The 24,440-nt window shown below is 67.0% G+C and carries 25 protein-coding genes; 16 read left to right on the top strand and 9 right to left on the bottom strand.

Translation table 11 applies throughout. From position 1 onward, the window contains the following. From LLH23_20370 to LLH23_20390, 5 genes are all read left to right on the top strand, one after another. Positions 1-748, top strand: a 748-nt coding sequence (locus LLH23_20370) for a tetratricopeptide repeat protein (GenBank protein MCE5240825.1), incomplete at its 5' end; no start/stop codon positions are given. A 23-nt stretch (positions 749-771) separates the two neighbouring features. Beyond that, a complete protein-coding gene (locus LLH23_20375; GenBank protein ID MCE5240826.1) occupies positions 772-1,392 on the top strand; it encodes an MBL fold metallo-hydrolase in 621 nt (206 codons plus the stop codon). A gap of 186 nt (positions 1,393-1,578) precedes the next feature. After that, a complete protein-coding gene (locus tag LLH23_20380) occupies positions 1,579-2,697 on the top strand; it encodes a glycosyltransferase family 4 protein (GenBank protein MCE5240827.1) in 1,119 nt (372 codons plus the stop codon). Between the two features lie 67 nt (positions 2,698-2,764). Next, positions 2,765-4,096, top strand: coding sequence for a PDZ domain-containing protein (locus tag LLH23_20385; protein MCE5240828.1), 1,332 nt, complete (start codon positions 2,765-2,767; stop codon positions 4,094-4,096). A gap of 423 nt (positions 4,097-4,519) precedes the next feature. Beyond that, positions 4,520-6,778, top strand: a complete 2,259-nt coding sequence (locus LLH23_20390; GenBank protein ID MCE5240829.1) for a PDZ domain-containing protein — start codon at positions 4,520-4,522, stop codon at positions 6,776-6,778. Between the two features lie 98 nt (positions 6,779-6,876). On the opposite strand, the gene LLH23_20395 is transcribed toward LLH23_20390, so the two are convergent. From LLH23_20395 to LLH23_20405, 3 genes are all read right to left on the bottom strand, one after another. Further along, complete coding sequence (locus LLH23_20395) at positions 6,877-7,914, bottom strand: tetratricopeptide repeat protein (GenBank protein MCE5240830.1); 1,038 nt, start codon at positions 7,912-7,914, stop codon at positions 6,877-6,879. 81 nt (positions 7,915-7,995) lie between these two features. Continuing rightward, positions 7,996-8,805, bottom strand: coding sequence for an ABC transporter permease (locus tag LLH23_20400; protein MCE5240831.1), 810 nt, complete (start codon positions 8,803-8,805; stop codon positions 7,996-7,998). Further along, on the bottom strand, positions 8,805-9,656 hold the full coding sequence (locus LLH23_20405) for an ABC transporter ATP-binding protein (protein ID MCE5240832.1): 852 nt from the start codon (positions 9,654-9,656) through the stop codon (positions 8,805-8,807). The genes LLH23_20400 and LLH23_20405 overlap by 1 nt, the downstream gene beginning before the upstream one ends. A gap of 410 nt (positions 9,657-10,066) precedes the next feature. Between LLH23_20405 and LLH23_20410 the strand changes: the two genes are divergently transcribed. From LLH23_20410 to ilvC, 11 genes are all read left to right on the top strand, one after another. Then, positions 10,067-10,636 (top strand): 4Fe-4S dicluster domain-containing protein, encoded by a 570-nt coding sequence (locus tag LLH23_20410; protein MCE5240833.1) that lies wholly within the window; start codon positions 10,067-10,069, stop codon positions 10,634-10,636. A gap of 85 nt (positions 10,637-10,721) precedes the next feature. Beyond that, positions 10,722-11,588: a CoB--CoM heterodisulfide reductase iron-sulfur subunit B family protein gene (locus LLH23_20415; GenBank protein MCE5240834.1), complete on the top strand. Its 867-nt coding sequence runs from the start codon at positions 10,722-10,724 to the stop codon at positions 11,586-11,588. Between the two features lie 15 nt (positions 11,589-11,603). Continuing rightward, on the top strand, positions 11,604-11,894 hold the full coding sequence (locus LLH23_20420) for a nucleotidyltransferase family protein (GenBank protein MCE5240835.1): 291 nt from the start codon (positions 11,604-11,606) through the stop codon (positions 11,892-11,894). Continuing rightward, the gene (locus LLH23_20425; protein ID MCE5240836.1) at positions 11,891-12,283 is read left to right on the top strand and encodes a DUF86 domain-containing protein; all 393 of its coding nucleotides are present in this window, start codon (positions 11,891-11,893) and stop codon (positions 12,281-12,283) included. Before LLH23_20420 ends, LLH23_20425 begins: the two co-directional genes overlap by 4 nt. 3 nt (positions 12,284-12,286) lie before the next feature. Continuing rightward, complete coding sequence (locus tag LLH23_20430; GenBank protein MCE5240837.1) at positions 12,287-14,263, top strand: CoB--CoM heterodisulfide reductase iron-sulfur subunit A family protein; 1,977 nt, start codon at positions 12,287-12,289, stop codon at positions 14,261-14,263. Between the two features lie 89 nt (positions 14,264-14,352). Then, the gene (locus LLH23_20435; GenBank protein MCE5240838.1) at positions 14,353-14,883 is read left to right on the top strand and encodes a hydrogenase iron-sulfur subunit; all 531 of its coding nucleotides are present in this window, start codon (positions 14,353-14,355) and stop codon (positions 14,881-14,883) included. 78 nt (positions 14,884-14,961) lie between these two features. Further along, positions 14,962-15,924, top strand: coding sequence for a 4Fe-4S dicluster domain-containing protein (locus tag LLH23_20440; GenBank protein ID MCE5240839.1), 963 nt, complete (start codon positions 14,962-14,964; stop codon positions 15,922-15,924). A 69-nt stretch (positions 15,925-15,993) separates the two neighbouring features. Further along, entirely contained in the window at positions 15,994-16,608 is a 615-nt protein-coding gene (locus tag LLH23_20445) for a hypothetical protein (GenBank protein ID MCE5240840.1), read from the top strand. Positions 16,609-16,644: 36 nt separating this feature from the next. Next, entirely contained in the window at positions 16,645-17,688 is a 1,044-nt protein-coding gene (locus LLH23_20450) for a 4Fe-4S dicluster domain-containing protein (protein MCE5240841.1), read from the top strand. Positions 17,689-17,701: 13 nt separating this feature from the next. Then, a complete protein-coding gene (locus tag LLH23_20455) occupies positions 17,702-18,082 on the top strand; it encodes a hypothetical protein (protein MCE5240842.1) in 381 nt (126 codons plus the stop codon). Positions 18,083-18,170: 88 nt separating this feature from the next. Then, a complete protein-coding gene (gene ilvC / locus LLH23_20460; GenBank protein ID MCE5240843.1) occupies positions 18,171-19,175 on the top strand; it encodes a ketol-acid reductoisomerase in 1,005 nt (334 codons plus the stop codon). Positions 19,176-19,287: 112 nt separating this feature from the next. On the opposite strand, the gene LLH23_20465 is transcribed toward ilvC, so the two are convergent. The 6 genes from LLH23_20465 to LLH23_20490 form a co-directional block, all read right to left on the bottom strand. Then, positions 19,288-19,908: a prepilin-type N-terminal cleavage/methylation domain-containing protein gene (locus LLH23_20465; GenBank protein ID MCE5240844.1), complete on the bottom strand. Its 621-nt coding sequence runs from the start codon at positions 19,906-19,908 to the stop codon at positions 19,288-19,290. A gap of 1 nt (position 19,909) precedes the next feature. Continuing rightward, positions 19,910-20,941: a LacI family transcriptional regulator gene (locus tag LLH23_20470; protein ID MCE5240845.1), complete on the bottom strand. Its 1,032-nt coding sequence runs from the start codon at positions 20,939-20,941 to the stop codon at positions 19,910-19,912. A 169-nt stretch (positions 20,942-21,110) separates the two neighbouring features. After that, positions 21,111-21,755, bottom strand: coding sequence for a DUF1559 domain-containing protein (locus LLH23_20475; protein ID MCE5240846.1), 645 nt, complete (start codon positions 21,753-21,755; stop codon positions 21,111-21,113). A gap of 133 nt (positions 21,756-21,888) precedes the next feature. Then, on the bottom strand, positions 21,889-22,470 hold the full coding sequence (lepB, locus tag LLH23_20480) for a signal peptidase I (GenBank protein ID MCE5240847.1): 582 nt from the start codon (positions 22,468-22,470) through the stop codon (positions 21,889-21,891). A 15-nt stretch (positions 22,471-22,485) separates the two neighbouring features. Next, the gene (locus LLH23_20485) at positions 22,486-23,802 is read right to left on the bottom strand and encodes a neutral/alkaline non-lysosomal ceramidase N-terminal domain-containing protein (protein ID MCE5240848.1); all 1,317 of its coding nucleotides are present in this window, start codon (positions 23,800-23,802) and stop codon (positions 22,486-22,488) included. A 33-nt stretch (positions 23,803-23,835) separates the two neighbouring features. Further along, entirely contained in the window at positions 23,836-24,426 is a 591-nt protein-coding gene (locus LLH23_20490; GenBank protein MCE5240849.1) for an HAD family hydrolase, read from the bottom strand. Positions 24,427-24,440: the final 14 nt, after the last annotated feature.

Genomic DNA, 24,440 nt, shown 5'->3' on the forward strand with positions numbered 1-24,440 from the left:
CCACAACCCCGATGCGCGCGTGAAGCTCGGCGATGCGTACTTCGAGGCCGAGATGCCGCGCAAGGCCTACCAGGCGTACCGCAAGGCCCTCAAGATCCACCCCCGCCACGCTGAAGCGCATTTCTGCCTGGGCGAGTTCTATTACACCATCGGTCGCGTCCGCGCTGCCGTGCAGGCCATGGAGAAGGCGCTGGCCTGTGACCCGTCGCGCCACTGGTATGCCTGCCGGCTGGGCGACGTGCACTGGCTGGTCGGCAATGTGGAGAAGGCCCGCGGCCACTACCAGCGGGCCGCCGACCTGGCCCCCAACGAGGGCTACTACCACTACAAGCTCGCCGAGTTCCACATGCGGACCCGTGACTTCGACGCCGCGGTGACCGAATACGAGCACGCGGTCCGGTGCGCGCCCGTGGATGACTTCTACTCTGCCCGTCTCGGGGCCGCCTACATCCGCAAGAACCGCCTCGACCGGGCCCAGGCGGGCCTGGTGCGCGCGACCATGCTGGCGCCGGATAACCCTGTCTACCGCTATGCACTCGCGGACATCATGCTGCTGCAACAGGACGATGAGGCCGCCGGGCGCATCGTGGACTCGACCGGCCCCCTGGACGAGTACTACAGCGACGGTCTGCGCCGCTGGCGGGGGCGGGCCGGTCTCGGGGCGCTCAGCGACATCGGGATGCTCCCGGCCTCGGAGCTAATGGAGCCGGACCCCGATGACGGCCACCACGAACTTGAACCCGAATAGCCCCACCCACCGAAGGATCGCGCATGCCCCTGGAACTACTCACCATCCCTGTCGGTCCGCTGCAAGCCAACTGCTATGTGCTCCACGATCCCGCCGGTCCGGCCGTCGTCATTGACCCGGGCGGTGAGCCGGAGCGGATCATCGCGCAGTGCGAGGGGATGCAGCCGCAACTCGTGCTGCTCACGCACGGCCACGCCGATCACGTCGCCGCCGCCCGCGTGCTGCAGGGCGAGCTGGCCATCCCCGTGCTCGCCCACCCCGAGGACTGGCACTTCGTCGCCACCCCCCACCCGTACTTCGTGCAGATGGTCGGTGGCATGGAGCCCTGCGCGCCGGATGAGGCGCTCGACGACGGTCAGCAGATCGAGGTCGGGGAGATCACCCTCCGCGTCCTGCACACACCGGGGCATTCGCTCGGCAGTGTCTGCTTCCTCGGGGACGGGGTCGTCTTCACAGGTGACACGCTGTTCGCCGGCAGTGTCGGCCGCACGGACCTGCCCGGCGGAGACTGGGGCACGCTGGAGGAGTCGCTGCGCAAGCTGATCGCCGCCACGACCCCGCAGACCGTCGCCTACCCCGGCCACGGCCCGGCGACGACCATCGGCGAGGAACTCCAGGAGAACCCCTTCCTGCAAGAGTTGTAGGCTCTCCGACCCCGGCGCGGGCACTGGCAGCGCCCCTGGCGGCGTTGAACAGCGATGGTGGCGTGAGTAGCGCCGTTGCCGTTGGAGCGCGGCTCTCCAGAGCCGCAGGCGTTGCCGTTGGAGCCCGGGCTTTCCAGCCCGCCACCGTTGGCGTGCACATCTGCGGCCCCGGAGACCGGCAATCCCATGCGCATCGCCATAGATACCCGCACCCTGGGCTCGCCCAAGACCGGCGACCGAACGGTCACGCTCGGGCTCGTGAAGGCCCTGGCCCCCCTGGCGGAGGGAGACGGCCACAGGCTGCTGCTCATCGGCCAGGAGCCGCCGCCGGAGGGGCTGCTGCCCGGGTCGCCTGCCTACGAGGTGCATGTCGCTCCCCGGCCGCGTGGCTACCGCTGGATGCTATCGGCCTTCCCGAAGGTGTGCCGTGAGGCCCGTGCGGATGTCGCCCTGATTCACTACATGGGCCCCTTCTCCTCGCCGTGCCCTTTCGCCACGATCATCCACGACACCGTCTGGCGGAGCCTCCCCGCCACCTTCCCGTGGCGCGACCGCCTGCTGCTGAACACCTTCATCCCCGGCACCATCCGACGCGCCGCGGCCGTCATCGCCGTCAGCGACTTCACGCGCAGTGAGATCGCGCGGCACTACCGGCAGGCGGCAGGCAAGCTGCACGTTGTGCCCAATGCCATTGACCCGGCCTACCGTCCTGTAACCGACGAGGCCGAGCGGCAGCGCGTGCGCGCACAGTACGACCTGCCCGAGGGCTACATCCTGTCGGTGGGGGTCCTGCAGCCACGCAAGAATGTGCAGGGCCTGCTGGAGGCGCACGGGCAGATGCGGCCGGACCTGCGGAGGCGACACCCGCTGGTCATCGCCGGCAAGCGTGGCTGGATGGTCGAGGCGCTGCTGGCCGCGGCACAGGGCATGGAGCAGTCGGTGCAGTTCATCGGCTATGTGGCCGATGCGGACCTGCCCGGCCTGTACTCGATGGCGTCGTGCTTCGTCTACCCGTCGCTCTACGAGGGATTCGGGCTGCCGCCGCTGGAGGCGATGGCCTGTGGCACACCGGCCATCACCTCGAACGTGGCATCTCTGCCGGAGGTGTGCGGGGAGGCAGCCCTGCTCGTGGACCCGAGCCGTGCCAGTGAGATCACGGCGGCAATGGAGCGGGTGCTTACCGATGAGACGCTGCGGGGGCAGATGATCGAGCGGGGGCGGCGGCAGGCCGCGCGCTTCGACTGGACGGACTCGGCGCGGCGGTTGCTGGAGGTGCTGGGGCAGGTTGCCTCTCCCAGCCGCTGATTGACACCGCCCCTGCGGACAGCTATCCTGCAGATGGTACGTTTCCATTGCGCGCAGGAGGCCCCCCATGCGCACTACCCTCCCCCTGACGGTGTTGCTGCTGCTTGCAGTCGTGCCTCCGGGAATGGCACAACCGGCCGCCGGCACCACTGAGGCCGCCGGCCTCGTCTTCCGCACCCTCAGCGCCGATGACCTCGATAGCATCCAGCGCGCCACCGGCTACCGCCTCGGCGTGGGGATTGCCGAGGTGAAGCCTGGAACGCCCGGGGCCGCGGCGGGCTACAAGGCGGGGGATGTCATCCTGGCAGTCGGCAAGACCGGGGTGGACAGCGCCGAGAAGGCGGTTGCTGCGATCCGGGCCGCCACCGGCGAAGTGGACTGCGCTTCCGTGATCAAGGCCGGCGACACGTTCGAGGCGCAGGTGGTGAAGCTGAGATTGGGCGGCCCGGCACCAGCCGCCCAGGCAGGGCTACCCCAGGGCGCCACCGCGGGTGAGCCGAACCCCAATGCCGACCCGATCGGTGCCTACTTCGACATGCTGGACTTCATCCGCAGCCAGGCGTGGGCGCGGTCCGTCGTGACCACGCCGGAGGAGCGTCAGCGGGTGTCGGCGCTGGTGCAGCAGACCTGGGGCACGATGGACGCCACGGCGCAGGCACAGATCATGGCCCTGCCGCAGGCCTGGGCGCAGTTGCAGGCCAACTGGAAGGCCGCGAGCGACGCGGACAAGCAGCGGCAGAAGACGCTGTGGGCGGACGCGCTGCTACTGCCCGGCAACCTCTATCCCCCGCCCGCCAACCCGCAGAAGTTCGCAGCGCCAGGCAACATCGCGTCCGTCGAGTACCCCGGTGACTGGACCGGCGGCATGACCGAGATCGAGGGCACGCCGTTCGCCTTCCTCGGCCCCAACGGCGCGCAGGCCAACTGGCAACAGGTCTTCGATACCCCCAACAGCCCTGCCGGGGCGCTCTTTGCCGTCGCCGAAGTGCCGGCCGGGATGCAGAACGCCACCTACGTAGACGGGGCGCGGGCGCTGGCGCAGATGCTCATCCCCAACGGCCTCGCCAACCTGCGCGAGATCCAGGCGCTGCCCATCGGCGAGATCGGGGCGATCATCACCGTGGTCGGCAAGTTCCCCGGGCAGAATGAGGAGAAGTTCTACTGGATCGGTGTGACACAGTTCGGGCAGGGGAAGATCTTCGCGGGCCGGATGGGCGGCAAGGTCGCTGAGGCCGACAAGCTGATCCCGGCCTTCGCGTACATGCTGGGAACGCTGCAGCTCAACCCGCCCGCACCGGCCGGCGGCGGGGGTGGCGGTGTCTCCGGAGCGTGGGAGGCGGCGTGGAGCCGGGTAGGGACGGCGGCGGTCGCCAATATCTGGGCACCGAGCGGCAACTAGCTCGGGCGCCAACCAGCAGCCCTCGTCGTCGGCGAACACACACAGGCCCGACAGTGATCTCGGGCCTGTGGCATCTTCCTCAAGGCGGCACCACGCGTTCCCCTGCCGCACTGCCGCTATCTGCACGTGTGGACTCGACTCTCGCCCGCGGTACGCGTACAATAGTCCGGAACTGGCGGAGACACCCCCGGAGGCACGCATCATGCGCAGACTTTCGGTTCTCCTGGTTCTGGCCCACATGCTGTTCGCCCCCCTGCGCTCTCTGTCTTGCGTCGCACAACCCGCTACCCCCTTGGATATGCCCAGATGGTTCACAGCGGCACAGTCACCCAGGGGGGTCAGTCAAGCCCCGGAGTGCCTGGGTCTGCCCTGGATTGAAAGGCGATGGGAACGATGAAGCGAAAGAGTGTTCTCTGCTTGACCATGATGCTCCTGGTTTGCGGGCATGCGTATGCGTACTGGCAGATGTACTATGACGAGGAAGCATGCAGGCAGTTCGACAGGGACATGGAAGCAGGCGGGCAGTTCGACAGGCCGGACTACGGCAGGCCTCAGGGGCACTGGGCGACGCGGGAAGAGGCTCTTGCGTACTTGAGGGGGGCGGGGCTGAACGCGTACTGTCTGCAGCATATCCGGTTGATTGAGCGAGTCGAAGCCAGTACCGCCGCCAGGGGCAGCGGCAGTTCCGGCGGAACCAGCAATCCCGGAGGTCAGCGCGGCGGTCGTGGTGGCGGGCAGTTGGTCTCGCTCGGCGCTGTCCTCGTCGAGACCCCGACCGACGCAACCACCAAAGGCCTCCTGGCGCAGCAGGTTGTTCCCGGAGGCCTAGCCGATGCCGTGGGGCTCAAGCCCGGCGACGTTATCGTGAAATGGGGCATGATGACGCTCGCCGAGTTGCCCAACGTCGCAAGGAAACGTGTGCTGCCGGTTCTCACGCGAGGCACGCTGCCAGCTGGACTGAGTGTGGATATCGTGGTCGCTCGAGATGGGCAGACCATTAACCTGACTATCAACACCAGCAATCCCGGTGCACAGCCGGCAGGTGGTGGCGACGGTTCTGGTGGACCAGGCGGCGCGGTAACCCCAGGCGTCGCCGCAACCCCGGCCGACTCCCCCACCGGCAGGCAGCGGTTCTCGCTCGGCGTGGGTGAAGCCCCGTCCGAGTCACCCACCGGCGGGCCGCATTTCTCGCTCGGCTTCGGCGGCGGCGGAACCCCGCCCGACTCACCGGCCAACGGTATCCTGGTGCAGCGGGTCGTGCCCGGGGGCATCGCCGATGCCGCGGGGATCATGCCCGGCGACGTTATCGTGAAGTGGGGCTCGGAGACGTTCAGTGCCTCGCCCGACAACATCGGGCGGGTTCTGCCCTTGTCTGCTGAGGAAGACGGACTGAGTGCAGATATCGTGGTCGTCCGGAATGGCCAGACCATCCCCCTGACCGTCAGGTGCGCCGATCCTGCTGCACAGTCCGCCAACTCAGTGGTCACCCCGAGCGCCGCCAGGCAGCTTGTCGTGAGTGCCGCTCTCGCCCAGCAAGCCGCGGACGCCGCCGTCGGAGGCAACCTGGAGGCGGCGCGCGATCTGGCGCAAAAGAGCGCTCGCGCGATGACGGGTGAGATTGATCTCACCCAGCTTCCTTCCCTCGGCGATCTGTCCAAGCCCGGCGATTCCACGCCGTCGGCGGCCCTGTCCACCGAGGCGCTCTCGGCCGTAGACGAGAACCTCAGACGGATGGACAGCGCCCGAGTCGCCCAGGAACGGGTGCCCACCCCATGCGCCTCGCCGGAGCAAGCCGCCCTCCGCATGCACGCCAGCCTCGAGGAGGCCCGGGCCGTGGCCAACCTGCTGAAGTTGAGCGAGGTGTTGGCCACGGCGCGCCGGGACCCGAGCACGACGAACGAGGCCGTGGTGGCGATCCGCAGTCTGGGCAAGGTGACCGCAGTGTCGGGGCCAGTCGCGACTCCCGGCGGCGCAGGCGGACTCGGCGGTCAGACGACGCCGGCCGGTCCGCAGCCCGCCGTCAAGGACGATATCACCCCGGAGCAGCGCCGGAAGTTGCTGGCGGAATTGACCTCGCTGCAGGGCGAACTAGAGGCGACCAAAGCGCAGCTCGGCAAGCTGACCGGGGCGATCCAGCAGGATCAGAGGCAGTTCGAGGACTGGGAGCTGGTCGCGCGTGCCGGCATGGACAAGTGCAGTGGCGTCCTGTACAACCTGCTGATGGATTGGACCGTGGCGCCGCTCTCGGAGCGCTGCGAGGTGATGCACGGTCTGGCCCAGAAGTTGCCCGACAAACCCCAGGGCTTGATTGACCGGCTGGGGCGCATCAGTGCCTGGTTCAAGGCGATGGGCGCCACTCAGACATTGAAGGACGTAGCGGACGTCGCCGGCAGGGAAGGCAAGACGCGTACGGAACTACTGGAGGAAGTCCGCGATGATCTGAGTATCATCGCCAGCCAGCCGGGATTCGACAAGTTCGTCGTGAGCGTGGCGTGGAAGCAGGGAATCAACATGGTGGACATGGCCTGGAGTTACGCGCAGTTCTCCGCCGCCTACGATGGCATCGAGCAGATGACCAAGAACAGCGAGGGCTACCGGCAGGCGGTGGCCGCCCTGACGACCCGCATGCAGGCGATCGTGAAGCGGACCCATGAGGTCAAGCAAGAGCTGAGCGGGGAGTAGCCCGGGCGGTGAGACGGCGGGGCGCATACGGCACAAACAGCAGGGCCCGGCTACTCTTCGCCGGGCCCGTTCCTTTGCCTTGGCCTGCCGTCGTGGCGTCACTCCTTGGGCATCTCGAACTTCATCTGACGGCGCGCCTGCTGCATGAAGAGGGCCTGCGCCACTGGCGGCACGGGCTTGCCCAGCTTCTGGGACAGCTCGACCACCTTGGTCTGTGCGTGGGCGTTCAGCGCGCTGCTGGCCGCAGCCAGCTTCCACACCTCAAGTGCCTCATCGGTGCGCTTGGCCTGCTCGAGGATGTGCGCCTTCATGTGCAGGCCGAGGGTGTTGTTGGGCTCCACGAGCAGCCACTTGTCAATGTGGGCGACAGCCGCGTCATACTTGCCCTCTTCCATCAGGCGCCAGGCGGGCAGGTAGCGCTCGCGGATCGTCATGGTGGCCCCGGCCGCCGTGCCATCGGTGGGGTTGCGCTTGAGGCAGTAGTCGTACCAGTCCAGGGCACGCGGCATGTCCGGCTGGCGCTCCAGCGCGTGGGCGATGAGGCGGTCAATGTACTCCGGATGCGGGAACTCGATGGAGGCCTGCAGCCACTTCACCGCGTTCTCATAGTCGCGGACCTTGTCGAAGTAGGTCCAGCCCAACTCGAAGTACAGGTCGTAGCGGTCCGGGTTCCACGAGACACCCTCTTTGAGGCTGTCCACACCCATCTGCAGGAACTTGGCCTTCTCCTCGGGCTTGTCGGTCTCGACGAACATGTTGTAGGCCAGGTGCCAGCCGGTAATGCGCCAGGGCTCCAGCCAGTGCGGATCGAGCAGCGTGGTCAGACGCATGGTCCACAGGGCCTGCACGTGCGTCCCCTCACCCTTGTCCCACAGCGCGTCGGTCTTCATCCACAGCATCGAGGCGGCCACTTCGCGGAAGCCGCCCAGAATGGCGCCGACGATCACGCCGGTGACGCCGGTGACGGCCAACTCAGGGTCCTGGCTGCTGCGGGCGAGGATGCGTGTCCAGGGCGTCGGGGGGTTGACGCCCAGGATCAGGCGATCCACCGCTACGCTGCGGCTAAGCGGCTGGAGGGCGATGATTCCGGCCACGACGATGGCCCAGCCGATGTACTTCCTGGTCTTTGAGGGCATGTCTGTCACCGTTAGGGTTGTACGGATGGGACTGCCACGGCGGGTCGCGGTCGGTGACCGCTCCGACACCGTGCGCTCCGCCTACACTTCGCGCTCATTGAACGTCAGGTACCCGATCAGAATGACGATCAGGATGTAGGCCAGGCCCTGGGCCACAATCTTGCCCATCACATCCCAGGGCATGAACTGGTCCTTCATGATGGCTTCGCGGATGTCGAAGATCTCAAAGTGCGGCAGCAGCTTGTAGATCACACCCAGGAAGGCCTTCGCGATGTACGGGATGTCGCGCTCGGGGTTAGCGAGCTGGTTGAAGAACTCGGACATCTGGCCCACGAAGTAGACGAAGAACGTGAAGATCGTCGCCACGATCCACGAGAAGACCGTGGAGGCGGTGACGGCGATGGCCATGACGACGGACACCTCGAAGAAGGACAGGATGATGGACTTGATGATGTTGCCGAAGATGAACTCCATGCCCATGGCGCCTTCGGCCAGGTTCTTGAACTGCGGGGCCTTGATGGCGAACACGATGACGAAGGCGGCGCCCATCAGCAGCACGTTGACGAGGATGGTTGCGATGCCGCCGAGGAACTTCCCGAAGAGGAACTGGGCGCGGCTGACCGGCTTGGTCAGGATCGTGTGGATGGTACGCTTCTCGATCTCATCAGGGATCAGGCGGGTGCCCATGAACACCGCGATGAGCATGCCGAAGAAGCGGATGGAGCCGAGCGACACGTCAATGATCATCTTGAGCTCGGCGCCGGGCTGCAGGTAGGCGAAGACCCACGAGCAGCCGATGATGAGGATGGCGAAGACCAGAATGGTATTCAGGAACTTGCGGCGCCAGGCCTCGTGGAAGGTTGCTTTGGCGACACGGAAGATCGGGCGCATTACCGGGTCTCCTCCCCGACTTTTTCGATGAACACTTCTTCGAGGCTGCGGCGCTGGGGGCCCAGGAAGGTGATGGTGCCGCCCGCGCTCCGCACGACTTCCCCGCCCTGCAGTGCCTTGGCCTGATCGGCGAAGTAGGCGGTGAGGGCCCGGCCCTCCAGGTGGGCGCGGTCGGTCAGGCTCTGGAGCTGCGCAGTGATGGTCGGAGGCACATCCTGAGCGGTGACCATGAACTGGTCGCCGCCGGCCAGCAGCTCACCCACATGCCCCATGGCCTTGAGCTGGCCGCGTGCCAGGATCGCCACGTTGTCACACAGCGGCTCCATCTCCTTGAGCAGGTGGGAGCACAGAAAGACGGTCTTGCCCTGCTCGCGGATCTTGATGATGACCTCGCGGATCTGCATGGCGCCGATGGGGTCGAGGCCGGAGGTGGGCTCATCCATGAACACCAGGTCGGGCTCGTTGATGAGTGCCTGGGCTACGCCGATGCGCTGGCGCATCCCGCGCGAGTAGTTGCGCACGCGGATGTACCGCCGGTCCCACATGCCCACCAGGTCCAGCAGCTCCTTGATGCGCTCTTCGAGGGGCGCCCCACCCATGCCGAACAGCCCGCCATAGAAGCGCAGCAGCTCGATGGCGTTGAGGTGATCGTAGTAGTAGGGCTCCTCGGGCAGGAAGCCGATGCGCTCGCGGCTCGCCGGGTCGCCGACCTTGAGGCCCAGGATCTCCCCGCTGCCGCTGTCGGGGAAGATCAGCCCGAGCAGGAGCTTGAGGGTCGTCGTCTTGCCCGAACCGTTCGGCCCCACAAGCCCGAAGATCTGGCCCTCCTCCACTTCCAGGGACAGGTCCAACAGCCCGACGTCCCGGCCTTCGGCATCGTGGCCGTAGACCTTGCGCAGATTGTCGGTGCGGATAGCAAAGGCGATGTTCTGAACACCTCCCGGCGGCGCCTGTCCTGTCCGGCGAACAGACACAGCCTGTGAGAATGCAATCGGTGAGGTCAGCACGAACGACCGGCCCGGCGCTGGCCGCTCCGGTTCTCTGTCCCAAACGCCCCGTCCTCGGGGAATGGTTCCCTATCGTAGGCGATTCTCAGTATCTAGCATGGAGACCTCCTGGCTGAACCGGGTGCCGGGGAGGCGAGCGGGAGAAGCCACGGCGTTACTAGAGCAGGGGGACGAGGGGCAGTGCGGGGCCGGAACTTGACCCATCTGCCATGGAAAGTGTAGACTCGCCGGGTATCTCTCCCCAAGGAACCCCGATGCGAATCGTTGGCGAAGACAAACCCCTGGAGGCCACGGAAGGCTTCTGTGACGCGATAGCGCAGGCCAGTGGCCAGGAGATCGAGGCCTGCTACCAGTGCGGCAAGTGCACCGCCGGCTGCCCCATGGCGCGGGCCATGGACCTGATGCCCAACCAGGTCATCCGCGCGGTGCAACTGGGGCTCAAAGACCTGGCTCTGGACGCGAACGCCATCTGGTATTGCGCCGGCTGCGAGACGTGCGCCAGCCGCTGCCCACGCGACATTGACATGGCGCGGGTGAACAAGGCGCTGGCGCGGGTATGCGTGCGCGAGCACCGCCGCCCCAAGGACCCCGGCGTCGCCGCCTTCCACCGGGCCTTCATGGAGTCCATGGGCCGTTGGGGGCGCGCACACGAGGTCGAGGTGATGAGCCTGACCAAGCTGCGCAACTCCGCCCAGCGCTTCCGCGACATTCTCCTGGGCGGCATGCTCTTTGGCAAGGGGCGCCTGGGGCTCCTGCCGCACTGGGTGGAGCGCAGCGCGCGCAAGGTGCGGGCCATCCTGAAGCGCGATGCCGAGGCAGCGTAGGGAGGGTCGCGGTCGGTGACCGCTCCCACAGACATACGACACACTCGGTGACCGTTCCCACAGACACACGACACACAAGGCGATCATGATACAGGTTAGTTACTATCCCGGATGCTCGCTGGCCTCGACCGGCAAGGAATACGCCGAGTCCATCGCGGCCATGTGCCGGCTGCTGGGTGTCGAGCTGGTGGAGTTGAAGGGCTGGACGTGCTGCGGGGCCAGCTCGGCGGGTGTCATGCTCGGCCACGAGGCGGCCACGGCGCTGTCAGCGCTGACACTGAAGCTGGCGGCGGAGTTCGACCGCCCGCTGTTCGCCCCGTGCGCGGCCTGCTACAACCGCGTCAAGGTGGCGCTGCGCGACCTCAAGCGCGAGCCGAAGCTGGCGGAGGAGTTGGGGATCGGCGAGCGCGAGCTGGCCGTGCGGGTCGTCAACACCGTGGAGCTGCTCCGCGATGTGGTGGGCCTGGACGCGCTGCGCGAGCAGGTGAAGCAGCCCCTCACCGGCCTGAAGCTCGCGGCGTATTACGGCTGCCTGCTGCTGCGCCCGGCGGACATGGACACGTTTGACGACCCGGAACAACCGACGTCCATGGAAGCGGTCATGGAGGCGATTGGCGCCGAGCCGGTCGAGTGGTACGGCAAGATGGACTGCTGCAGCGGGGGCCTGGCCGGGACCATGCAGCCGGTGGCCGAGACACTCGTGACCCGCATTGTGAAGATGGCGAAGCACGCCGGGGCGGAGGCCATTGTGACGGCGTGTCAGCTCTGCAGCATGAACCTGGAGAGCCGCCAGGGCGACACCTCGCCTGCGGCTCAGCCGCTGCCGGTGCTTTACATCAGCGACGTGGTGGGACTGGCGCTGGGAGCCTCGGCCGGCGAACTGGGGCTGGGGCGCCACCTGGTAGACGTGCGCCCGGCGCTGGCGGTGAAGGAGACGGCGGCGGAGCACTAGCCGGAGCGACAGCAGATGACAACCCGTGAGCTGTTGCACGAGAAGCGGGAGGAGATCCTGGCCCTGGCCGCCAAGCACAAGGCCCATAACGTGCGCGTGTTCGGGTCGGCGGTGCGAGGGGAGGACGGGCCGGAGAGCGATGTGGACTTCCTGGTGGAGTTTGAGCCGGGAGTGCGGCTCATGGAGCGACTGACCTTCATGGTCGAGCTCGAGGAGTTGCTGGGACGCCAGGTGGACGTCTGTTCAGACAGGAGTCTCGAGCCCCTGATACAGGAGCAGGTACGAAGGGAAGCTGCCGCCCTGTGAAGGATGAGCGCGTCTACCTGAGCCACATACTCAAGTGCATCGCCCGACTCGAAGAGGAAGTGGCGAGGGGCGAGGCGGAGTTCCGCGCCAGCGAGACCGTGCGAGACGCAGTGCTGATGAACCTCGCCACCATGGGCGAGGCAATCAAGCGCCTGTCTGCCGAGACGCGTGGTCTTGGGCCGGGATTGCCGTGGAGCCAGATCACCAAGCTCCGTGATGTGATCATCCATCGCTACGACCGTCTCGACCTGCACGAGATCTGGGACATCGCGCGGCTGGATGTGCCGCCCTTCAAGGCCCAGGTAGAGGAGTTGCTCCAGCAGATGTCGGCGCGCCCAATGCAGGCTGAAGGTCCCGAGACCGGCGGGCCGGGCAACACTGAAGGATAACCTATGCCACGCACCGGTGTTTTCATCTGCCACTGTGGCAGCAACATAGCCAAGACCGTGGACGTCGCCAGCGTCGCCGAGCAGATCAAGGCGATGCCTGGCGTCGTGCACGCCCAGGACTACCAGTACATGTGCTCCGCGCCCGGCCAGGAGCTGGTGCGCAAGGCCATCGAGGAGCACAAGCTGGATAGCATCGTCGTGGCCTCGTGCTCGCCTCGGCTGCATGAGCCGACCTTCCGCCGCTGTGTCGCCGAAGCCGGCCTGAACCCCTACCTGATGGAGATGGCCAACATTCGCGAGCATTGCTCGTGGGTGCACAAGGACATGGCGAAGGCCACGCCCAAGGCCCTCGACCTGGTCCGGGCGGCGGTCGTGAAGGTGCAGCGTAATGTGCCGCTGCACAGCACGGAGCTGCCGATCACGCGCCGGGCGCTGGTCATCGGCGCAGGCATCGCGGGCATCCAGGCCGCGCTCGACATCGCCGACGCCGGCTATGAGGTCATCCTGGTCGAGAAGTCGCCCTCGGTCGGTGGGCGCATGTCGCAGTTCGACAAGACCTTCCCCACCCTGGACTGCGCGGCGTGCATCCTCACCCCCAAGATGGTCGAGGTCGCCCAGCACCCGAACATCAAGCTGATGACGTGGTCCGAAGTGGAGAAGGTCGAGGGGTATGTCGGCAACTTCCAGGTGACCATCCGGCAGAAGGCGCGCTATGTGGACCTGGAGGCCTGCGTCGGCTGTGGGCAGTGCGTGGAGAAGTGCCCGGTCAAGAAGATCCCCAGCGACTTCCAGGCCCACCTGGGCAACCGCACCGCCATCTACACGCCCTTCCCGCAGGCCGTGCCCAACGTGCCGGTCATTGACAAAGACAACTGCATCATGCTGACCAAGGGCAAGTGCGGCAACTGCGCCAAGGTCTGCCCCAAGCAGTGCATCAACTACCAGGACGAGGACAAGCTGGTCACCGAGGAAGTCGGGGCCATCGTGGTCGCCACGGGCTTCGACGTCGAGCCGGGCAAGCTGTACGGTGAGTACATGTACGGCAACCATCCCGACATCGTCACCAGCCTGCAGTTCGAGCGGCTGCTGAATGTGTGCGGCCCGACCGGCGGGCACCTGGAGCGCCCCTCGGACGGCCAGGAACCCAGGACCATCGTCTTCATCCAGTGCGCGGGTTCGCGCGACGAGACGCGTGGCGTACCGTACTGCTCCAAGGTGTGCTGCATGTACACCGCCAAGCACGCGCTACTGCTCAAGGAGAAGTACCCGGACATCCAGGTGTACATCTCCTACATCGACATCCGGGCCACCGGGAAGGGCTACGAGGAGTTCATCGAGCGCACCCAGCAGGAGTTCAAGGCCGAGTACGTGCGGGGGCGCGTGTCGCGCATCTATCCGATGGATGGCCACCTCGTGGTGGCCGGCGTGGACAGCCTCCTGGGCAAGCAAGTCGAGGTGGACGCCGACCTGGTCGTGCTGGCGACACCCGTCCTGGCCCGCCCCGAAGCGCGCGACCTGGCGCGGATGCTGAACATCAACACCGATGCCCACGGCTTCTTCACCGAGGCCCACCCCAAGCTGCGCCCGGCTGAGACGCTGACGGCGGGCATCTTCCTCGCCGGGGCCTGCCTCTTCCCGCGCGACATCCCCGACTCGGTCGCTTCCGGCGGAGCAGCGGCGGCGAAGGTGGCCGCCATGTTCGCTCGGGAGACGCTGCAGTCCGAGCCTATCGTCTCCGAAGTGGACGAGAGGAGCTGCGTGGGCTGTCTGAACTGCGTGCGCGTGTGCCCGTTCAAGGCCATCGAGGAGAAGACGCTCGAGAACCCGAAGACCGGCGAGAAGCGCATCGTGGCGTCGGTGAACGAGGGCGTGTGCGAGGGCTGCGGCACCTGCGCCGCCGCCTGCCCGTCCGGCAGCATCAGCCTCAAGGGCTTCACCGATGACCAGATCCTCGCGGAGCTGGATGTGCTGAGCGTGTAGAGACAACCGCGGGGCAGTGCGGGCTTACAGCCCGCGCTCTCCGCTGCTGCCGGGCTGGAAGCCCGCACTACAGACGTGATTGAGACCGCATGGCCACTGAGACCGCAACCGAAGTCGAGGAGCAGCCTGGCGCCGCCGAGGAATGGCAGCCGCGCATCGTGGGCATTCTGTGCTACTGGTGCAGCTATGCGGGCGCGGACCTGGCCGGCTCGTCGCGCCTGAACTACCCACCCAACATCCGCGTGGTGCGCGTACCGTGCTCGGGACGGGCCGACCCCCTGTTCGTGCTGCGCGCCTTTGCGCGCGGCGCCGACGGTGTCATCGTCCTGGGCTGCCACCCGGGCGACTGCCACTACGCCGAGGGCAACTACTATGCCCGCCGGCGCATGTCGCTGCTCAAGCGGCTCGTCGAGTACGTCGGCATCCCCAAAGAGCGCTTCAAGGCGCTGTGGGTCTCGGCGTCCGAGGGCAAGGAGTTCGCCCAGGTCATCAACGAGATGGTCGAGGAGATCCGGCCGCTGGGGCCCTTCCGGCCCGAACTGGCGGAGCGCTTCGAGGCCATGCCAGAATGCGAGGACGTAGGCGGCGAATGCTGCCCGGAACATGAACCTGAGCGATGATTCGGTGTGGGAGCGGTCACCGACCGCGACGGGTCGCGGTCGGGGACCGCTCCCACACCCCCAATGCAAGATAGAAACATGAACCCCAAGACCGAGAGAATCCGCGAACGCGCCAGGGAGCTGCTGCAGTCCGAGCAGGTCGCCAGCGTCATCGGCTACAAGCGCGGCACTGAAGCCCACCGCTCCACGCCCGCCTTCGTCACCCAGCCGGACGAGTGCGATGACCTCATCTTCGACTGTACCTGCGCCCAGAATCTCGCCAACTACCTGCGCAAGCGCCCGGGCAAGACCGCTGTGGTCGTGAAGGGCTGCGATGCGCGGGCAGTCGCGGTCCTGTGCAATGAGAACCAGCTCAAGCGGGAGGACCTCCACCTGATCGGCGTGCCGTGCGAGGGCCTCGTGGACACCGACAAGCTGGCCGCCACCGAGGGTGTGCGCCTGGCGGACGTGACGGAACTGGCCGTGGAGGGCGACGCGGTGGTCGTGCAGATGGGCGAGGAGGAAGTGCGCCTGCCCGCGAGCGACCTGCTCCGCGACGAATGCCTCGGCTGCCTCTCCCCCACCCCGGTCCTGCATGACGAGCTGATCGGCGAGGAGATCCCGCCGCGCGACGAGGCGAAGTTCCGCGAGCTGGCCGACCGCATCGAGGCGATGAGCCCCGAGGAGCGCGAGGCGTTCTTCACGGAGCAGTTTGGCCGCTGCATCCGCTGCTTCGCCTGCGTGCGCGGCTGCCCGATGTGCTATTGCACGACCTGCTTTGCCATCCAGGACACGCCGCAGTACGTGACGCGGATGGTCGGGCTCGATGAGAACCGCATGTTCCACATGGGCCGGGCGATGCACCTGGCCGGCCGCTGTGTGGGCTGCGGCGCCTGCGACCGGGCCTGTCCCGTGGGCATCCCGCTGCGGGCCCTGAACACGAAGCTGGCCGCCGAGACCAGGGACCTCTTCAGCGTCGTCGCCGGCATGGATTGCGACCAGAAGCCGCCGCTGGTGGAGTTCCTGCCCGGCGACACGGAAGAGGCGCTGGACACGCACTAGGGATTGGGGACTGCGGGTCAGGGAAGGGCGTGACGGCGGACCACCGGCGCGAGGGGGAGGATGATGCGTATGCACAGGGATGCGGAGCGGCTGTTTGCACTCGATGAGGGGTTGCGCCGCGAGGCCGATGAGATGCTGCAGGCTTCGGGCATCGGAGCGATTCTCAAGCGGCGTGGGTTCGGGCCGGTCGGTAGCTACGCCATGCACACGATGGTGTGGCGCGATCTGGACTTCGAGCGGTACGCCGAGCCCGACTGGGACACGTACTGGCAGACCTGCACGCGCTTCGCACAGACCGGGTGGTGCACGCGGCTGCAGTGCGTGAACCACTACCGCGAACAAGCTTTCAAGGACTACGGCCTGTACTGCGGGCTACGGGTGGCGCCACCGGATCGTGTGGAGGCAACGCCGAAGGACGATCCGGAGGTCTGGAAGCTCGACATCTGGACCGCGCGCGCCGAGGAGTTTGAAGCGCAGGCCGGCGCCAAGCGCCGACTATGGCAGAGCCGCCTGAATGACGAGACGCGCAGCTATATCCTGGCGCTCAAAGAGGCGTGCTGCCGCGACGAGAGATACCGCAAGACACTGCTGTCTGTGCATGTCTACGAGGCCGTGCTGGAGCAGAGCATCCGCGACGAGGAGAGCTTCTTCCACTGGTGGAGGACCAGGTACGGGGACGGCTAGGTCCGGTGAAGTGCTGAGAACGAGGCAGTATTGACCATGGCATACACCCTCGCCCGAGAGCAACTCGGCGAATGGCTGACCAAACTGGCCGCAGGCAAGCACCTGATCGCGCCCGTGCGCGATACGCAGGGCCGTGTCGGCTTTGGCGAGGTCGACGACCTGGCGCAGATCGTGCTGCAGCCCGGCGTCGTGGATGAGGGCCTCAAGCGCTGGTTCTACCCCGCCTCCGAGGAGATGCTGCGCTACCAGGGCGCGGGCGCGAAGGTCCGCGTCCATGAGAAGCCGCTGGACGAGCGCGACCTCGTCATCTTCGGCGCGCGGCTGTGCGACACCGCGGCCCTCGCGCTGGCCGATGAGTTCTGGGCCTGCGACCAGGGCGACCCGTACTACGCCCGCCGCCGCGAGCGCGCGCTCGTGGTCGCAATGAATTGCGACGCTACAGTGCCGGAGTGTTTCTGCGAGTCCATCGCCGGGGCGCTGTCGAACCCGCGCGGGATGGATGTGCTGCTCACGCCGATCAGGGGTGACCTGTACCTCGTCGAGGGCATGACGAAGCAGGGCGAGGCGGCGCTGGCGGCGACGGTGGGGGTGTTGCAGTCATTCGACGGCGACGCGGGGGCGGTGCGTGCCGAGCTGGCCGAGAAGGTCGGCTCCATGCAGAAGCGGCGGATCGAGCCCGAGGGCGTCACCGAGGCCATCCGGGGCGTGTTCAAGGACGCGGCCCTCTGGCAGAAGCATACAGAGGCGTGCATCGGCTGCGGCGTGTGCACGTTCCTGTGCCCCACCTGCACCTGTTTCGATGTGATGGATGACGCGGTGGCCGGGACCGGCTATCGCTATCGGTGCTGGGACACGTGCCAGTTCCGCCAGTTCTGCGAGGAAGCCAGCGGTCACGACCGCCGCCCCCAGCAGTGGGAACGCCAGCGCCAGCGCGTGTCACACAAGCTGTGGTACTCGGTGGAGCGCTTCGGCAAGCTCAGTTGCGTAGGCTGCGGCCGCTGCGTGAAGCTGTGCCCGGTGAACATAGACATTACGGCGGTGGCGTGCGACGCCAAGGCCGCACCGGTCGAGCAGGGATAGCGTCTCGGACGCCATGAACGACTACCACGAGATCGTTGACCTCCAGCAGTTCGCCGGCGCCGTTCGGGTGCTGGCGATGGCCGTGCCTGTGGTCGCGGTCCTGGTCGGGCTGATCGCCGGGGCGGCGCGCAAGCGCCTGGCCGCCGGATTGCTCAAGGGCGCGGCGGTCGGCCTCCTCGGCCCCCTCGTCTACGGCCTGTGGCTGATGTACAGCGCCCTGATCCGCTACGACCCCCAGACCGGCACTGTCGGACTGCATCGGGTGTCGGTGCTGCTGCTCAATGTTGCAGTGTTTGCCGTGGTTGGTGTACTATTAGGTCTCACATATAGCCGGGTCTTCCGCGCCGCCTCTGTTACCGACGCACCCCCAGACCCAACTACTCACGCCGAATGACCGCGCAGGACTTGCTGCTCGCCTGGCGAACAGACACGCTCCGGCGGTGAATCAGTCGGCAACTTGTGCCCTTAGGGAGGCTTTTCCGATGAGTGACGGACCCGTGATGTACTTCGACAATGACGCAGACTTGAGCGCCCTGGCCGGCAAGAAGATCGCCATCATCGGCTACGGCATCCAGGGCGAGGCGCAGGCACTGTGCCTGCGCGACAGCGGCCTGGAAGTCATCGTCTCCGAGCTGCCCGGCACGGCCAACTACGAGAAGGCCGTCAAGGACGGCTGGGAAGTCAAGGACGCCGCCGCCGCCGCCAAGGCAGCGGACCTGATCCAGATCCTGACCGAGGATCACGCCCAGGCTTCCGTGTACAAGAGGTTCATCGAGCCGAACCTGGTCGAGGGCAATGCCCTGATCTTCTCCCACGGCTTCAACATCCACTTCGGCCAGATTGTCCCGCCCAAGAACGTGGATGTCTTCATGATCGCCCCGAAGGGCCCCGGCGCGCTGGTCCGCCAGTGCTACATCGCCGACACCGGCGTGCCCTCGCTGGTCGCCATCTACCAGGACTACACCGGCAACGCCCTCAAGCTCGCCCTGGCCTACGGCAAGGGCCTGAAGGCCTCCAAGGCCGGCATCCTGCAGACCACCTTCGCCGAAGAGACCGAGACCGACCTGTTCGGTGAGCAGGCCGTGCTGTGCGGCGGCGTGTCCGAGCTCATCATCGCCGGTTTCGACACCCTCGTCGAGGCGGGCTACCAGCCGGAGATCGCCTACTACGAAGTGTGCCACGAACTCGGCCTGATCCTGGACCTGATTCACAACTTCGGCATTGACGGGATGCGCCGGCGCGTGTCCGACACCGCCGAGTACGGCGACCTGTCGCGCGGCCCGCGCATCATCACCGAGGACACCCGCGACGAGATGGCCCTGATGTTGCGCGAGATCCAGGACGGCTCGTTCGCCAAGGAGTGGATCCTCGAGAACATGACCGGCCGGCCGTGCTTCAACGCGCTGCTGCGCGAGGGCGACGACCACCCGATCATGGAAGTCGGCAAGCGCCTGCGCGCCATGATGTCGTGGTTGAAGAAGGGCTAACGGCGGGGACGGAAGAACAGAAGAACGGAAGAACGGGAAACAGCAACGATACAACGCCACCCTCGGTTGAGGGTGGCGTTGTTGTTTGCGTGTGTGCGGGAGAGCGTGCGGACTACAGGTCCCAGGGGGCGCCGCTCATCGGCTGCCAGCGGGGCCGCATGTAGTTCTTGTTCTGCCACTTGGCGTGGCCGTCCACGTACACCATGTTCCCGCCGTCATTGTGCGGGCAGGCGGTCATGTAGTAGGTGTTGTCCTGCAGGTGCGTCAACGAGGGTTGGCAGTCTGCCCACATGCCGATCTCGCTGGGCGACTGCACCGCTCCGAGCCTGACGATGCCCGAACCCGTGCCGATGCCCACGCTGCCGAGCCGCAGGTTCCAGCCATACGAGCCCACGATGCCGGTCACCGGGCCGGTGCCGGTGGGGTTGTCCCAGTAGTAGAAGTAGTTGGCCGACTGCGAGGGGCAGACCCAGATCTGCAGGTTCTTCAGGTACGGCTGGATCTGCGACTGCACGGTGATGCTGCAACCAACGCGCTGATGATGCGGCATCGTCTCGTCGTAGTCCTGGACGTACTGCAGCGTCGCCAGGCCGATCTGCTTGAGGTTCGACAGGCAGCTTGACTGCCGCGCCTTCTCCCGCGCCTTGGCGAACACCGGGAAGAGGATCGCTGCCAGAATCGCGATGATCGCGATCACGACCAGTAGCTCGATGAGTGTGAAGCCACGTCTCACGTCAATCACCCTTTCTATGTATGGCTGGCCCCCCAGGGGGGCTAGTGCTGCCACGGATGATGAGCTGGGTCTCCAGGTGGAGACAGGTGGGGGCGGCCCGCTCGTCCGGGTCGCGCTCGAGGGCGGCCAACGCCGACGGCATCAGCGTCGCCACCCCTTGCAGCTCCGGGGTGCGCAGGCTGGTGAGCGTCGGTCGAGCGTGGGCAGCCCCGGGGGTGTCGTGGTAGCCCACGACGGACATGGCGTCAGGAACGGCGAGGCCGGCTTCCTGGAGCGCACCGATGGCACCGAAGGCGAAGTCGTCCACGCGCGCCACCAAGGCGGTGGGACGCTGAGGCCGGCGCAGCACGCACTCGGCCATCGCGATCCCGGCCGCCACGCGGTCGCTCTCGTCGTCACACCGCACGCTGTCGTGGGGAAGGCCCAGTTCGGCGCAGGCCCGGGCGAAGGCATGGACCTTGCAGTTGCGCTCGTCCGCGACGCCCTGCAAGAAGGTCACATGCCGGTGCCCCAGGGCGGTCAGGTGTCGAAGAGCCTGCCGCATGCCGGAGAGGTCGTCCCAGACGACCGAGAAGACCTGTTCGGGGACCCGATCGCTCTGTGTCTCACCGATGGCGATGACAACCTGGTGGGGCGCGCCGCGACTCTGCATCAGCGCGTCGGCCTCGTGTACCGGGTAGCGCACCCAGATGACTGCATCCACGCGCTCTTCGATCAGCAGGCGACCGACCTCGTCGGTCGTCTCCGGGTGTACCAGCAGCAGGTGGTAGCCTGCGTCGGTGGCCAGGCTGTGAACTGCACGCAGCAGACGGCTCATCCCGCTGTCATAGGCGTGGTAGCAGCAGAAGGCGACCGTACCTGCTCGCCCTGTCGCCAACGCGCGAGCAGCAGCCGAGGGGCGGTAGCCCAGGCGCTCCGCGGCCTCGTGGACGCGCGTCCGTGTCGCATCGGACACCAGCGCGATGCCCTTCCCGCTCAGAACCCGCGACACCGTGGAGGGCGACACGCCCGCCAGGGCCGCCACTTCGGCCACCGTGCTCAAGGGCTGCTCCCTATGGCAGCGCTTACTGCAAGCGCTTTCATGGGCGCTATGTACCATACCCGCAGGCCGATGTCAAGCGGGACTGCGACTGGCAGGGGGGGCCGACAACGACAGGCGCCCCCCTCTGACGAGGGGAGCGCCGGGGGGCCGACAGTGATCTTCAGTTCAGGTCCCACATCGTGTCGTCTTTGCGCCAGGCACCGTTCGTGGGCATGAACTTGGCGTGGCTGTCGAGGAAGAGGAAGTTCGCGCCGTTGTTGTGGCGGCCATCTACGTTGCATGAGGGGTTGGCCCCGGCGCCGCCCTGCGCTACCGGTGCGTAGATGCGCACCGTGTTGAGGCCGGCGCGCTCACTCAGACTGATGGTGGACGCCGGGTCGCCGACCTGTGAGAGCGACACGACGCTGTAGCCGACGCCGGGGAAAACGTAGGCGTCATTGACGCCATAGCCACATGGCGCCCAGACCGTGTCGCTATCGCTCTCAAACAGCCACCCGTTGGTCTTCTTGCTCGGGCAGACATAAAGCTGGTTGTTCTTCACATAGGGCTTGATGACCCGGGCCCAGGTCTGGTTCTGCGGCGATCCGCCAACCATGATCGCCCCGAAGTTGAAGCGCGGCAAGGTCTCGTCGTAGTCGTCCGTATACATCTGCAGGGCTGTGCCCAACTGCCTGACGTTGGCCACGCAGTTGGTCTGACGGGCCTTCTCCCGCGCGCGGGCGAACACCGGGAACAGAATCGCCGCCAGAATCGCGATGATCGCGATCACGACCAGCAACTCAATCAGCGTAAAGCCCTTCCGCATGGCAGTACCTCCACGTGGTGTTCCGGATCACTCATTGTATGGTTGTATTCGTCTCCGGGGCGGCGCTTCCTTCACGACGAGGGGGGAAAACGTGGTGTCGAGCGCAGGGCCTGAGGTCGTGGCGCTGGTCGCGTCATCCGGACGTACGGGTGCGGCTGCGGCCCGACTCGCTCTCGTCGCGCGTCGCCTCCAGGCGCCCCCGCCGGTCGGCCGGCCAGACGATGGCCGTGGCATGGCCCACCAGTTGCGACGTCTTCACCGGACCGTAGTCGCGGCTGTCGTCGCTGAAGTCGCGGTTGTCGCCCATGACCCAGACCTCGTCGTCCTGCAGCGTCACTTCCTCGGGACGCTCCAGGACCTGCCTCCCGATGGCGTAGGGCTCCTCGAGGCGCCGGCCGTTCACCCACACGCGGCCCGACCACACGGCGACGCGCTCACCGGGCACCCCGACCACACGCTTGATGAGCAGTTCGCCGTTCTGCCTGTCGTGGAAGACGACGATCTCGCCGCGCCTGGGCAGTCGCTTCCGGTAGGCGTCCACACGGTTGGTCACGATGTCCCCGGGCTTGAGCGTCGGGGCCATGGACTTGGAGGGGACCTTCACCAGGCGGAGGGAGTGGCTCACCCAGAGGGTCAGGCCGAGAAGCAGCAGTAGCGTGACCGCTGAGCCCCAACCATAGGTGGCAGTTGACTTGGGTCTGAACGTGCGGGCCATGGCGATTCCATCACTTCAGCACAATTCGCTCAGCAGTTCCAGACCGGTGGCGATGAGCGTGTCGCCTGCCGTCGGGCCGAGCTTGCTCCAGCTCATCGGCTGCGCCTCGTACCCGCCCTGCTGCAGGGCCTCCGGCGTGGGCACATAGCCCAGGTAGTCGTTCGCGTAGCCGATGAGCAGACTGTGGGGCAGGGGGCTCTCGCGCTTGAAGCGCAGTTGGTAGTCCACGAACAACTCGACGGGCAGGGCGATGACGGCCGCCTGCCCCAGGCGCACGGCCTGCACCTCAACCCGCTCGGCGAACTCGCCCCGCGCCGCCAGCTTCAGCGCTTCGGAGGCGAAGAGCGCGTCGGAGGCCCCGTCGGTGGCCGCCTCCACCAGCGGCCCGGTGTGGGCGGCCATGATCGCCTCGGCGGCAGCGACCTGCTCGGGGCTGACCCGCCGACCGGCGACGGTCAGGACGCGGCTGCGGCTGCCGAGGGCGATGTCGTCATGCAGCCGCTCGATCTGGAGCAGGCCCTGCACCGCCGCCGCGCCCACGATCGTCCCCAGGCGCCGCGCCTCATAGAAGCCGCGCTGCTGCTCGGGGCGGCGATGGTTGATGTGATTGACGTTGCCGGTGGCGCCGTTGAAGAACAGGGCCGTGCCGCCGTGAAGCTGCTCGACGACGCGCCGGGCGTAGCTGGGCCAGTCGGCCGAGATGAGCCAGTTGTCACCCGCGAGGATGGCCGGGTGCAGGGCGTAGTTCAGTAGCGTGGCGAGCCGGCGGCCGTCGGCAGTGTCCACGCGCACCAGGCCGATCTCGGGGTCAGTCGGCCCCAGGACCTGCACCACGTCCGCGGGGTCGAGCCCCTCCCAGTTCATGTGCAGCCTGCCGTCGCGCGCGATCAACCGCCGGTTGTTGACGGGCTCCTCGGCACGCCCCCGACCCCAGCCGATCCGCGCCGGGACCTGGTTGCGGAAGGCCTCCGCGACGGCCCCGGCGGCGAGGGCGGCTACCTGGCGCAGGAGCGTCTCGTCCGGCGCCTCGCCGAAGATGCCGACGGTGATCGGCCCGGCGTGGGTGTGGATGGCGGCGGTCAGGACCTGGTGCGGCTGCAGGCCCGTCTGCTGCGCCACCAACTCCCGGATGCGGGTCGCCATCCAGCCGGGCAGCATGCAGATATCGAGGACGACCAGCGCGACGGTGTCCTGCCCGTTGGAGAGCACGAGCGCGCGGGCAGTGAGGTCGTCATGGACGCCGCGACTGCCCTCTTCGCGGGCATTGCCTTCCATGCCGATGCCCACGTAGGGGGTGATGATGTGACTGGCGACGCCGGCGGTGAGAGACATGGGGCCATTACTCCTGATCTGGGACGCGGCGACTCACCCGGAGCGTGAGGTATCGCCGCGCGTGGCGAACTGTGGCAGGCTCAGAATGATCTCGACGGCTTCGAGCAGGCTGCGGCACTGGTGGTCGGGCGGCTGGTTGCAGCACTCGAGGTGCTCCCGGGCCGTGTCCGGCGGGCGGGTGTGGATGAAGATCGTCCGGCAGCCGGCCGCGCGCCCGGCGATCATGTCCTTGCCGCTATCCCCCACCATCACCGACCGCGTCGGGTCCAGCCCGTACTTGAAGGCCAGCCTCCGCAGCATCCCGGTCCTGGGTTTGCGGCACTCGCAGCCGGCGCCCGAGGGGTGCGGGCAGAAGGCGATGCCATGGATCAACCCGCCGCGCCGCTGCACGGTCACGCGCAGGCGCAGCAAGATGTCCAGCAGCGTGCGGCGGGGCATGATGCCCTTCCCCACCCCGGCCTGGTTGGTGATGAGATACACCTCACAGCCCGCCGCATGCAGGCGCCGCAGCGCCTCCAGCGCGCCGGGATAGAAGGTGTACTCGGCCCACGACTTCACGTAGTCATCGCGGTCCTCGTTGATGACTCCGTCGCGGTCGAGGAAGACGGCGGGGTGATGACGCATGGTGGTTAGGTGGC

The sequence above is a fragment of the bacterium genome (genome assembly GCA_021372615.1).
In the GTDB taxonomy this organism is placed as follows: Bacteria; Armatimonadota; Zipacnadia; order Zipacnadales; family UBA11051; genus JAJFUB01.